The 12,492-nt window shown below is 38.0% G+C and carries 9 protein-coding genes; 6 read left to right on the forward strand and 3 right to left on the reverse strand.

Annotated elements, in window-relative coordinates; translation table 11 throughout:
- Positions 1-142: 142 nt before the first annotated feature.
- From hemN to QF004_RS11585, 3 genes are all read right to left on the reverse strand, one after another.
- Entirely contained in the window at positions 143-1,501 is a 1,359-nt protein-coding gene (gene hemN / locus QF004_RS11575) for an oxygen-independent coproporphyrinogen III oxidase (RefSeq protein WP_307426464.1), read from the reverse strand.
- 151 nt (positions 1,502-1,652) lie between these two features.
- On the reverse strand, positions 1,653-2,681 hold the full coding sequence (locus tag QF004_RS11580) for a glycosyl hydrolase (RefSeq protein ID WP_307426467.1): 1,029 nt from the start codon (positions 2,679-2,681) through the stop codon (positions 1,653-1,655).
- Positions 2,682-2,911: 230 nt separating this feature from the next.
- Positions 2,912-4,597, reverse strand: a complete 1,686-nt coding sequence (locus QF004_RS11585) for an amino acid permease (RefSeq protein WP_133438561.1) — start codon at positions 4,595-4,597, stop codon at positions 2,912-2,914.
- A gap of 236 nt (positions 4,598-4,833) precedes the next feature.
- On the opposite strand from QF004_RS11585, the gene QF004_RS11590 reads away from it, so the two are divergent.
- The 6 genes from QF004_RS11590 to QF004_RS11615 all read left to right on the forward strand — a co-directional run bounded on the left by QF004_RS11590 (position 4,834) and on the right by QF004_RS11615 (position 12,470).
- The gene (locus QF004_RS11590; protein ID WP_307426472.1) at positions 4,834-5,442 is read left to right on the forward strand and encodes a Crp/Fnr family transcriptional regulator; all 609 of its coding nucleotides are present in this window, start codon (positions 4,834-4,836) and stop codon (positions 5,440-5,442) included.
- Between the two features lie 245 nt (positions 5,443-5,687).
- Positions 5,688-5,999, forward strand: coding sequence for a rhodanese-like domain-containing protein (locus QF004_RS11595; RefSeq protein WP_133438563.1), 312 nt, complete (start codon positions 5,688-5,690; stop codon positions 5,997-5,999).
- Between the two features lie 4 nt (positions 6,000-6,003).
- The gene (locus QF004_RS11600) at positions 6,004-6,438 is read left to right on the forward strand and encodes an OsmC family protein (RefSeq protein ID WP_307426475.1); all 435 of its coding nucleotides are present in this window, start codon (positions 6,004-6,006) and stop codon (positions 6,436-6,438) included.
- Between the two features lie 161 nt (positions 6,439-6,599).
- Entirely contained in the window at positions 6,600-7,895 is a 1,296-nt protein-coding gene (locus QF004_RS11605) for a TolC family protein (protein WP_307426478.1), read from the forward strand.
- Between the two features lie 172 nt (positions 7,896-8,067).
- A complete protein-coding gene (locus QF004_RS11610; RefSeq protein ID WP_307426482.1) occupies positions 8,068-9,144 on the forward strand; it encodes an efflux RND transporter periplasmic adaptor subunit in 1,077 nt (358 codons plus the stop codon).
- Between the two features lie 80 nt (positions 9,145-9,224).
- On the forward strand, positions 9,225-12,470 hold the full coding sequence (locus QF004_RS11615) for an efflux RND transporter permease subunit (RefSeq protein ID WP_307426485.1): 3,246 nt from the start codon (positions 9,225-9,227) through the stop codon (positions 12,468-12,470).
- The last annotated feature ends 22 nt before the right edge of the window (positions 12,471-12,492 follow it).

Below are 12,492 nucleotides of genomic sequence, written 5' to 3' on the forward strand. Positions count from 1 at the left end.
GTAAAGATAATTAATATTTCGTCGAAAAACCACAGATGCGCCCATAATAAAGCTTTAAAAAACAAAAATCAAAACTTTTAATTTTCAGGTAATGAAAAAAGCGACTTTTAAGGTCGCTTTAGGTTTAAATTTTAATATCAAATTATATCGTCATCGAAAAAATCCTTGTTTCGGGTTTGTTCCGCATCATTCTTAAATCAAAAGTCATCGCCACATTTCGGGTAAAAGCGCGGCCTTTTTCGGTGATTTTAATGGTGTTGTCAGATATTTCTACCAAGCCATCGGTTTCCATTTCTTTTAAGGCTTCCAGCGCATTTTCGATTTCGGGGAAAGAAGTCTGCAAATCCCAGGAAGTTTCTAACCGGCACATTAAATTCAGAATATGTTTCCTGATAATCAAATCTTCCTGATTCAAAACGTGTCCTTTTACCACAGGAATAATTCCTTCTTCTACGATTTTCTGATATTCCTCTACACTTTTATTATTCTGGGCGAAAGCATACCAGGAATCTGAAATTGCAGACATTCCCAACCCAACCATTAACTGGGTTTTACTTGAAGAATATCCCATAAAATTTCGGTGAATATCGCCGGAAACCATAGATTGATAAAGGTCATCGTGTTCCAAAGCGAAGTGATCCATTCCGACTTCGATATAGCCTAATTCTTCCAACAGCTTTTTTCCGTTGGTGTATAATTTTCTTTTTTCTTCACCGCTTGGCAAGTCGTTTTCGTCGAAACCTCTTTGTCCAACGCCTTTAATCCAGGGAACATGGGCGTAAGAATAGAACGCTAAACGGTCCGGTTTTAATTCCAAAGTTTTGCGGATCGTATATTCCATTTTCTCCCAGGTATGAAATGGCAGACCGAAAACCAAATCGTGGGAAACTCCTTTATAGCCTATTTCACGCGCCATTTCGGTTACCTTTTTCACATTTTCAAAAGGCTGAATTCTGTTGATCGCTTTCTGAACCTGAAGATCATAATCCTGCACCCCGAAACTGGCTCTTCGGAAACCTAAATCATATAAAGTCTGCAAATGCTCACGTGTCGTATTATTCGGATGTCCTTCAAAAGAGAATTCCGGATGCTCGGCAATTTCTGCTTTAGCAAAAATTCCTTCCAGTAGAATTCTTAAATTTTCGGGAGAAAAAAAAGTGGGTGTTCCGCCACCTAAATGGAGTTCCTTAATTTTTGGCGTTCTACCAAATAATTTCACATATAAATCCCACTCTTTCAGAACCGTTTCCAGATAAGGAGTTTCGACAGAATGTTGCTTGGTAATTCTTTTGTGACAGGCACAGAACGTACACAACTGCTCACAAAACGGCAAGTGAATATAAATGGAAATCCCTTCGGAATCGTTGGTTTCATTAAAAGTTCTCAGGACAGACTGTTGCCAAAGATCGCTGGTAAAACTGGCATCATCCCAAAAAGGAACGGTTGGATAAGAAGTATAACGCGGTCCGGGAATATTATATTTATCAATTAAAGAATTCATTTGAAAGTATGTTTTTTACAAATATTTATGAAATTCATTTTGAAATTTCATTTTGCAAAAATACGAAATAAGTTAAGAGTGGTCGAATTATGAAATAGAACTTGTGAATATTACAGATGAGTTTTGACAGTTTTAAAAAGTAGGATAATCACTAAAGACTCTCACTGAACTTCATCTTCACAATCCTGTTTTTTCCTGCAAAAACAGCCGTATTCTCATCGGTCCACTCGCAAACATACAGTCCTTTTTCCTCTGAAATGGTTTTCCAGGTTTTACCGTAATCATCAGAAAATTCGATATTTTGATCACCAACAGCGAGCATATCTTTTCCTTTCGATTTCGGTCGGAATTTTACGCAGGTTTTATAGCCTCCATTTTTTCCGGAAGCTTGAATCTGCCAGGTTCTTCCGCCATCGTTTGTCGTAGCGATATTATTAATATTTTCTGCTTGTTTGGTATAATCTCCTCCAACAGCGATTCCGAAATTTTGATCATAAAAATCGATAGAATAGATTCCTTGGGAAGAAGTTCCCTGAATGAAAGGGGTTTCGTATAACTGAATTTTCCCTGTTTTCAAATTCATCTTTATTATTCGAGACGCCATTCCGCCTGTGGCTATCCAAATATTTTTCTTAGAAGAGGCTATATTGGTATTGCTTGCAGCAAAAGCAGCTTCTCCTTTTTTCAAATCCAAAAGCTCTTTATTAAGATAATTAATATTAAAATTTACATTGCCGGTGAATCTTGCAAACTTCAATTTTAAATTCTCTTCAGGATCGCTGAAAGTATAAAAATAATTACCGTGAAAATGCAGAGCGTCATAAAAAGCGTTTTTCGCGCTATCGGTATGCACCACTTCCGGTTTCATCGTCGACTTATCAATTCTAAAAAAGTAAGCAGGACTTTCAATATTGATGCAGTAAAAGTAAGCATGATTCTGCGCTAAGGTGCGAAACTGCAAATTCTCACCAGACAGTCTTATTTGCTTTTTATCCGCAGAATCCTTTAAACTGACATATCCAAATTTAGAATACGTTCCGGAATACCAAACTTTTCCATCGTAAATCTGCAAGGCGCGAATGGAGATATTATCTTTTAACAAGGTTTCAAATTTTACTTTTTGAGCAAAGTGGAAGTTTAAACATAAAAGAAACAGCAGGAAACCGAAAGCTTTTTTCATGGATATTTAATTTAATCAAAAATAGTAAAAAATGCCGAGTATTTTTTTAACGTTAAGAGATTAAGGGAAATTAAGATTTTCATCGAGAATTATAATTAAATTGAATCTGACTGGGATTTAGCTCTGAAAAAAAATCTGATGGGGAAAACAGTTACGAATTTAAGTTTTAACCAAAAAAAATCCCGCCAAAAAATGACGGGAAATCTTTTATTATATTTTATATCTTGATATTACTTTTTGTATTTAAAGAAATAATATCCATATAAAATAGTGTGAACAATAAGCATTCCTATAGAGAACATGATAAGACCACTGTCATCAACCTCTGCATTCTGGTGATGCAGATAAGCCAATACTGCCAGAAGTACAACTAAGAAAATACCCGAAATAGCAGTTACAGAATAATTTTTCGGATCGTCAGTCGTGTTATTTTGTTTTCCTAAAATAGAGTTCTTAATTCCACGATAGAGATAAACATCCAAACCGATCATCATCCAACATACCAAACGAATCCAGGTATCAAACGGTAAGAAAACCATCATACCAAGACACACCAAGACACCTAAAACCGGAATCAAAGGAACCAGCGGCGTTCTGAAGGCACGCGGCGCATCTGGCTGAGTTTTTCTTAAAACCAATACTCCTACACAAACCAGAATAAAGGCAAATAAAGTTCCGATACTGGTCATTTCACCCACTACTCTGCCGGGTACGAAAGCTGCAAATAAACTTACGAAAACCAAGAAGAAAAGATTGGATTTATAAGGAGTTCTGAATTTTGCATGAACTTCACTGAAAACTTTTGGCAACAAACCATCTTTACTCATCGAGTAGAAGACACGGCTTTGCCCCATCAACATTACTAAAATCACCGATGAATACCCCAACAAAATCGCTAAGATAATCGTGGTGTTCAACCATGGGTATGCAGGAACCATTGTTCCGTTCACTACACTTCCCATTGCTTCGATGGCAATTGCAACCGGCGCTAAATGATCGCCACCACCACCGGCAGTAAATGCTTTATAGTTCACAACCCCTACCATTACGTACGCGAAAATAATATACAGCACGGTACAGATAAGGAGGGATCCCATAATCCCGATCGGCATCGATTTTTTCGGATCTTTGGTTTCCTGTGCAGCGGTTGAAACTGCATCAAAACCAATATAGGCAAAGAATACGACTGCTGCGGCCCGAATGATTCCAGACCAGCCATATTCACCAAATTTCCCGGTGTTTTCAGGAATTAGCGGAGTTAGGTTTTCTGCCTTTACGTATTTCCATCCTACTACAATAAAGATAATTACAATAGAAACTTTAAGAATTACTATTAAAGTATTTACGAATGCAGATTCACTCGTTCCCTTAATTAAAATCAAGGACATAATGCTTACAATGAAAACAGCCGGCAGATTGATTAAACCTGTGTGAGCTACGCCATCGACAATGTAACTGTCAAAGGGTGTCATCATTAAATTATTGGGAAGCGAAACTCCAAAACTGGAAAAGAATTTCCCGAGATATCCCGACCAGCTCGAGGCTACAGTTGCTGCTCCTACCGCATATTCGAGGACTAAATCCCAGCCGATAATCCAGGCAATAAATTCACCCATCGTGGCATACGAATAGGTATAAGCGCTTCCTGCAACAGGGATCATTGAGGCAAATTCTGCGTAACACAATCCGGCAAAAGCACAACCAATAGCTGCGATAATAAAGGAAATCATGATTCCGGGTCCGGCGTAATTAGCTGCCGCAAGCCCGGTGATTGAGAATAATCCGGCACCAATAATGGCACCGATTCCCAGCGCCACCAAAGAAGCGGAAGACAATGTTTTTTTCAATCCGTCTGAAGTCTCGTCAGATTCTGACAAAAGCTGGCTCAGCGGTTTGGTTCTCCAAAGATTTGACATTTTATATTTTTTAAGATTTTCAAAAATATAAAAATTAACTAATTATCACCTCTTTTTAGTCAATTTCTTTTTGAAAAACTCTTTAAAAATCGCTAAAAACCTGAATTCCATAGCGAAAACGCAAAATCACATAGGCATATAATAGATATTAAACAAATACTTTTCAGTTTAAAATCATAAGAACCGGTGAATTTTATACCAAAATTTAAAATCAGAAATTTAGTTAACTTTATACCATGGTTTTAAAAGATATTTTCCAGTCAGATTTAGTAAGAGAAATTGAAGAATCCGGTAACCTCAAACATTTCAAAGCAGGTGAAACGATAGTGAATATGGATTCGTACATCAAAAATATTCCGGTGGTGCTTTCCGGAAGCATTAAAGTCATCAGAACTGAAGAAGACGGCCGTGAAATCCTGCTCTATTATTTAACACCGGGCGAAAGCTGCATCGTTTCCATTCTTTCAGGGATGAAAAATGAAACTTCTAAAATAAAAGCCGTCGTAGAAGAAGATGCGGATATCATGCTGATTCCTGCAGATAAAGCCAAAGAATGGGTGAAAAAATATCCGGACTGGACCGAATTTATTTTTGATCTTTACCAAAAACGTTTTGAAGAACTTTTGGATGTGGTCAATTCAGTGGCTTTCCAGAAAATAGATACCCGTCTTTTACACCTTATCAAACAAAAAGTGCAGTTATATAAGTCTAAAGAAATTTCTGTCACCCATCAACAACTTGCTGATGAATTGGGAATTACGCGCGAAACAACAAGCCGCGTGCTGAAACAGATGGAAAAGGAACATCTCCTTATCCTTTCCAGAAATAAAATTGAACTTCTTTGATTGGACGACAAATTTTCTACCGCAAAAGAGGCAAAAGAAAACATTGGATTTTAAGCACTCCAAAAGAAAGAAAAGGTAGTGTAGATCTTTATTTCGCTTTTGCAGACTTTTGAATAACTAAATTTTCAACCTGAACTTTTGTTTCTTTTGCGGTAAAAAATTTAAGCTTCTGTGATGTAGATTACTGTAGCCTCAATTTCTCTGACTTAAATTTGCATTATTAAATCAATCAAAAACACAAAATTATGTTAGACACCATTAATCAACTTTTCGGATTCAATAAAACAGATTACGCAGACCTTATAAAGAACGGGGCTGTCATTGTAGATGTGCGCAGTAAAGAAGAATTTGCCGGCGGTCATATCAAGAATTCCATCAACATTCCTGTAGATCAACTTCTGAAAAATCTATCGAGATTGAAAGACAAAAACAAAACCATCATCACGTGTTGCGCTTCTGGAATGAGAAGTGCTTCTGCAAAAACGCTGCTTGTAAAAAATGGCTATACCGATGTTCATAACGGCGGCGGTTGGGCAAGTTTAAACAGTAAAATTTAAAAAAATGGAACCTCATTTATATAACGTAGATATTACCTGGTCGAAAGACCGGCAGGGAGAAATGTCTTCACCGGAACTTTCCACAACCGTAGAAATCGCTACTCCACCGCAATTCCCAAAAGGCGTGGAAGGAATTTGGTCTCCCGAACATTTGTTCACTTCTGCAGTTGCAAGTTGCCTGATGACCACATTTTTATCTATCGCGGAAAATTCCAAATTAGAGTTCACAGGTTTCACGTGCAAATCACACGGAAAACTGGAGCAAATAGAAGGAAAATTCCTAATGACAGAAGTTATTTTGGAACCAACTGTTACTATTGCGAATGAAAGCGAACGTGAAAAAGCAGAACGTGTTTTACAAAAATCTGAGCAGCATTGCTTGATCTCCAATTCAATAAAGTCGAAAGTCACAATGAAAACTACAATCGTCACTCTTTAAAAACACATCTTATCAATGATAGAAATAAAACCTCGAGAAGTCGGGGTTTTGTTTTTTCATCCAATATGAAACCAGCAAAATTTCTTTATTAATGGGCTTTGTGATAAACATCACTGTACAGGATTTTTCACAGTCTTACTTTTGTCATCAAATTAAGATTTATGAAAAAATTATTGTTTTTACTCTTTATTTCTACCCAAATTTTTGGTCAGGATACTCTTCAGATTTCTAAAAAAGATTTGGAAGCCCGAATTGAAGGACAAAATTTATCGGTAAAATTAGCCAACGATGAAGTGAATGCTGCAAAAGCAAGTTTACTGGAAACCAGAGCGATGTATTTGCCTAATGTAACCGCTTCTTACACGGGAATTTCCACCAATAATCCATTGATGGCATTTGGTTCAAAACTGAATCAGGAGCGCATTACGATGATGGATTTTGATCCGGCAAAACTCAACAATCCAGATAATATTTTCAATTTCGCCACGAAACTGGAAGTTCAGCAACCGATTTTTAATAAAGATGCCGTTTATCGGAAAAAAGCGGGCGAAGTTCAGGTAGATGTTTTAAAAATAAAAGCAGAACGAACCAAAGAATATCTTCAGTTCGATTTGAATAAAGCCTATCTGCAACTGCAAATGGCTTATAAAGTGGTTAATGTTTTGGAAAAAGCCAGACAAACCACACTTGCCAATAAAAAAGTCATCGACAATTATTACAAAAACGGCATGATACAAAAATCAGAAGTTCTGTACATGGAGGTAAGAGTTTCCGAAATCGAAAGCCAAATTCAATATGCGAAATCCAATGTGAGAAATACATCTGATTATCTCTATTTTTTGTTGAACGAAGATTCTAACAATAAAGTTCTTAAACCTCAGGACGAATTCTCTTATCAGGAAAATATTGTAGAAGAAAATCCGCAACTGAATGTGAACAGAAAAGATTTGCAGGCGTATGAGAAATCTTTGGAAGCATACCATTATCTCATCAAATCATCGGAAGCGAAATTCTTACCCAAATTAAATGCATTCGGCAGTTTTGAATTACATGACAACAAGCCCTATCAGTTTAATGCCAACGGATATTTGGTCGGACTGCAATTATCCTGGAATATTTTCGACGGTTTAAAAGCGAAAAGCGAACAGGAAAAATACCGCGCAGATTTATCCAAAGCACAAACTGAAATTCAGCAATACCAAAAACAAAATCAGTTGGAACTCAACAAATCTTACCGACAGGTTTTAGATGCAGACCGAAAAGTTTCCCTCACCAAATTATCTTGGGAACAAAGCGGTGAAGCATATAGAATCCGAAAAAACAGATACGGTCAAGGTTTAGAAAAATCATCAGATTTACTTTCCGCCGAAACCCAAATGTCCCAAAAAGAACTGGAATATCAGCAGGCCATTTTCGAATATAATTCGGCTTTGGAATATTATAAATTTTTAAAATAGCAATCAGACAAATAGAGAATAGATGAAAGACGAATAGAGAATAGACTAATCTCTATTATCTAAGAAATGAGATTAAGAGACATGAGATTGAGACGAAATCCAACTTCTATCCAAATTCTCACATCTATTATCTATCAGTCTATTATCTATCATCTTTTAAAAAAAAATACCTATGAAAATATTAGTTTACTCCGTCCTTCTTTTAGGATTATCGATGAGTTGTTCCGCTGACGAAAAAGGTGCAGCGCTTTCACAAAAACCGGTTCAGGTAACCGTCAATCAACCGGAATCCAATTCTGAAGGTGCTTTTGCAACCGCAAGCGGAAAATTAGTTTCCAAAAATTCTGTAAATGTAAGCACCAGAATGATGGGCTATATCACCGGACTGCGCGCAGAAGTTGGGCAAAATGTGCGTGCAGGACAATTGTTGGTAAGCATTAACTCCACTGATATTCAGGCAAAAGGCGGACAAGCCAACGCGCAGATTTCACAGGCACAGGCAAATTTTAACAGTGCTAAAAAAGATTATGACCGTTTTTCTAATTTATATAAAAGCCAAAGTGCTTCTCAAAAAGAATTGGATGATATGCGAGCGCGGTACGAAATGGCAAAAGCAGGATTAGACGCGGCTCAAGCAATGAAAAGTGAAGTGAATGCACAATACAGATACACCAATATTACCGCGCCCATTTCCGGAGTCATTACTGCAAAATATGCCGAACAAGGCGATATGGCAAGTCCGGGAATGCCTTTACTGACGATCGAATCTCCATCTGCCTTACAGGCACAGGTATTGGTTTCTGAGCAAAATATCACTTTAATAAAACAGGGAATGCCTGTGAAAATCATCTTGAAATCAACCAATCAGGAAGTCGGCGGAACAGTTGCGGAAATCAGCAGATCGTCCACAAACACAGGTGGACAATACTTGGTTAAGGTGAATGTCTCCGACAGTGCCAATCTCCTCTCAGGAATGTTTGTGAACGTTCAATTCCCCTTTAAAAATAATGGAAAAACGAATCTGGATTTCCAGGAAGGTGTGATGATTCCCAAATCTGCTTTGGTAGAAAACGGACAGTTAACCGGAGTTTATACCGTAAGTTCAAACAATACTGCAATTCTTCGTTGGGTGAAAACCGGAAAACATTTCGGCGATCAAGTGGAGATTTTATCCGGTCTGAATGCGAAAGAACCGTACATCGTTTCTGCAGAAGGAAAATTGTTTAACGGAGCCAAAGTCACTAAATAATGTAACAATATATCAATGTAACAGTTTACCAAATTGGTACAGCATTAAATTGTTTTATTGGTAAACTAAAATTTAAAATTATGCAAGAAGGAATAGCAGGGAAGATTGCCAAAGTCTTTATCAATTCAAAACTCACCATTCTATTAATGGTTGCTTTGATGGTAATTGGCGCATACAGTTCCACTTTAATACCGAGAGAAGAAGAGCCGCAGATCATTGTTCCGATGGCAGATGTAATGGTCGGTTATCCCGGTGCAAATCCCACAGAAGTAGAAAACCGCGTGGTGAAACCTTTGGAAAAAATAATTTCCAACATCAAAGGTGTAGAGCATGTTCACAGCATGGCGATGAACGGAAAAGCCATGATTATCGTACAATTTTACGTGGGCGAAGACACCGAACGTTCTTACGTGAAACTCTACGATGAGATGATGAAGAACAAAAACATCTTCCCAAAAGGAGTGTATGAACCTTTGATAAAAACGCGTTCCATCGACGATGTTCCTATGTTGGGTTTAACGCTTTGGAGCGAAAAATATAACGATTTTCAGTTAAGACAAATTACAGAAGAACTTTCATCTGAAATAAAAAAGGTGAAAGATGTTTCTTTAACTAACGTGATTGGAGGAAGAAGCCGACAGTTAAAAGTAATTGTTGATAAAGATAAAATGGCAGAATCCAATGTAGATGCATTGGGAATTATGCAGATGATTCAGGCGAATAACGGAAGTTCCCAATCCGGAAGTTTCTCCAGTAACGATCAGGAATATTTACTCACAACAGGTGAATTTTTAAGTTCTGCCGAAGAGGTCGGAAATCTCGTGATCGGAACTTCGCAAAATATGCCGGTTTATTTGAAACAGGTAGCAAAAATTGAAGACGGTGCTTCCTCTTCCACGAATTATGTAAATTTCGGATATGGAAACGCAACCGAAAAAGGCAAGAGTTTCTTATCAGAATATCCTGCGGTAACGCTTTCTGTTTCGAAAGTTAAAGGTGCAGATGCAATGCATATTTCCGAGGAAATTTTAGCAAAAGTAGAAACTTTAAAGAAAACTCTAATTCCCAATGATGTTCATGTAGAAGTCACCCGGAATTACGGGGAAACTGCGTCTCATAAAGTTTCAGAATTAATGGGACACTTGGGAATCGCCATTGTTGCCGTAACCATTTTGGTGATGCTTGCCATGGGATGGAGAGGCGGACTAGTCGTGTTTCTATCGGTTCCTTTAACTTTTGCTTTAACGCTTTTTTCCTATTATATGTTGGGTTATACGCTCAATAGAATTACGCTTTTCGCCCTGGTTTTCGTAGTGGGAATCGTTGTTGATGACAGTATTATCATTGCAGAAAATATGCACCGGCATTTCCACATGAAGAAATTACCGTTCAGGCAAGCCGCTATTTTCGCCATCAACGAAGTAGGAAATCCGACAATTTTGGCAACATTTACGGTAATTGCAGCGATTTTACCGATGGCATTTGTCTCCGGAATGATGGGGCCTTATATGTCGCCAATGCCTATTGGAGCGTCGATTGCGATGTTACTTTCCCTTTTCGTGGCATTGACGATTACCCCTTATTTAGGATTCCATTTATTAAAAGTAAAAGATTCTGAAGAACATAAAGAAGAACAGGGTCTGGAAACAGGTTTCATCTACAAAATTTACAAAAATATTGAGCAACCATTGCTGGATAATGGTAAAAAAAGATGGACGATGCTCGGAGTTACTTTTATATTATTAATGATTTCCATGTTGGCTTTTGGTGCAAAATGGGTGGCGGTAAAAATGCTTCCGTTTGACAACAAAAATGAAGTTCAAGTGGTCATCGATATGCCCGAAGGAACGACTTTAGAAAGAACTGCGGCCGCTACACAAGACATCGCGCAATATCTGAAAACCGTGCCGGAAGTGGTGGATTATCAATCTTATATTGGGTCGGCATCTCCCATTACTTTTAATGGATTGGTTCGTCATTACGACATGCGTGGAAGCAGCAATACAGCGGATATTCAGGTGAATCTTTTGCATAAAGAAGACCGGAATCTGCAAAGTCACGATATTGCAAAAGTCATTCGCCCAGAAATTCACAGGATTGCGAAAAAATACGGTGCGAATGTAAAAATTGTAGAAGTTCCGCCAGGACCACCGGTTTTATCCACCATTGTTGCGGAAGTTTACGGTCCTGATTATAATGAGCAGGTGAGAATTGCAGATGAAGTTCAGAAAATCCTCATCAATACGGATGATGTTGTGGATGTGGACTGGATGGTAGAATCGCCACAAACGGAATTCAAAATTGTGGCTGATAAAGAAAAAACAATGTTGAACGGCATTGTTCCACAACAAATTGTAGGAAACCTCACTTATCTGATTGGCGAACATTCCATCGGGAATTTATATGATCCAAAATCCAATGACGCCGTTAATATTGTGATGAAATTAAAAGATGGCTATAAAACCAGTATTTCAGACATTACCGATCTGAAAGTAAAAGGTCAAAGCGGAATGGTTCCTGTTAGTGATTTGGTGAAAGTTCAACGGGAAACGTTAGAAAAATCAATTTACCGAAAAGACCAGAAACGCGTGGTTTATATCCTTGCAGATATGGCTGGAGGATTAGAAAGTCCGGCTTATGCGATTCTCGGAATGGATAAAAAACTGAAAAACATTCAACTTCCGGCAGGATATTCTTTGAATGAACTGTACATGAATGCTCCGAAAGATGAATCCGATTACACCGTGAAATGGGACGGAGAATGGCAAATCACTTTGGAGGTTTTCCGGGATTTGGGAGCGGCGTTTTTAGTGGTCATCCTCATTATTTATATGTTGATTGTGGGTTGGTTTCAAAACTTCAAAACTCCGGTTCTGATGATGATTCCAATTCCACTTTCATTAATCGGAATCGTGCTTGGACACTGGTTATTAGGCGCTTTCTTTACGGCAACTTCGTTTATCGGAATGATTGCTTTGGCCGGAATAATGGTGAGAAACTCAATTCTTCTCATTGATTTTATTGAAATCCGCCTGAAGGAAGGAACACCCATTAAACAAGCAATCATTGAAGCCGGAGCGGTAAGAACAACACCAATTTTATTAACTACTGGAGCAGTTGTAATCGGTGCGGTAGTCATTCTCTTCGATCCAATTTTCCAGGGATTGGCAATTTCGCTGGTATTTGGAGCTATTATTTCCACTTTACTCACGCTGATTGTCATTCCGCTGATTTATTACATGTCTGAAAAGGACAAATGGCTTCAGAATGAGCCTGTAGTTATAAAAGCAGAACCCGATTCCATTGAAGAAAATCTTAAGGATTAATTAACTCATTTCTCTGCTGGAA

This window comes from Chryseobacterium sp. MDT2-18 (assembly GCF_030815285.1).
GTDB lineage: Bacteria > Bacteroidota > Bacteroidia > Flavobacteriales > Weeksellaceae > Kaistella > Kaistella salivictor.

What these genes read in the sequence shown, in the direction of transcription:
- hemN (WP_307426464.1), bottom strand. Translation starts at nt 1,501, where the DNA reads ATGAATTCTTTAATTGATAAATATAATATTCCCGGACCGCGTTATACT.
- QF004_RS11580 (WP_307426467.1), bottom strand. Translation starts at nt 2,681, where the DNA reads ATGAAAAAAGCTTTCGGTTTCCTGCTGTTTCTTTTATGTTTAAACTTC.
- QF004_RS11585 (WP_133438561.1), bottom strand. Translation starts at nt 4,597, where the DNA reads ATGTCAAATCTTTGGAGAACCAAACCGCTGAGCCAGCTTTTGTCAGAA.
- QF004_RS11590 (WP_307426472.1), top strand. Translation starts at nt 4,834, where the DNA reads ATGGTTTTAAAAGATATTTTCCAGTCAGATTTAGTAAGAGAAATTGAA.
- QF004_RS11595 (WP_133438563.1), top strand. Translation starts at nt 5,688, where the DNA reads ATGTTAGACACCATTAATCAACTTTTCGGATTCAATAAAACAGATTAC.
- QF004_RS11600 (WP_307426475.1), top strand. Translation starts at nt 6,004, where the DNA reads ATGGAACCTCATTTATATAACGTAGATATTACCTGGTCGAAAGACCGG.
- QF004_RS11605 (WP_307426478.1), top strand. Translation starts at nt 6,600, where the DNA reads ATGAAAAAATTATTGTTTTTACTCTTTATTTCTACCCAAATTTTTGGT.
- QF004_RS11610 (WP_307426482.1), top strand. Translation starts at nt 8,068, where the DNA reads ATGAAAATATTAGTTTACTCCGTCCTTCTTTTAGGATTATCGATGAGT.
- QF004_RS11615 (WP_307426485.1), top strand. Translation starts at nt 9,225, where the DNA reads ATGCAAGAAGGAATAGCAGGGAAGATTGCCAAAGTCTTTATCAATTCA.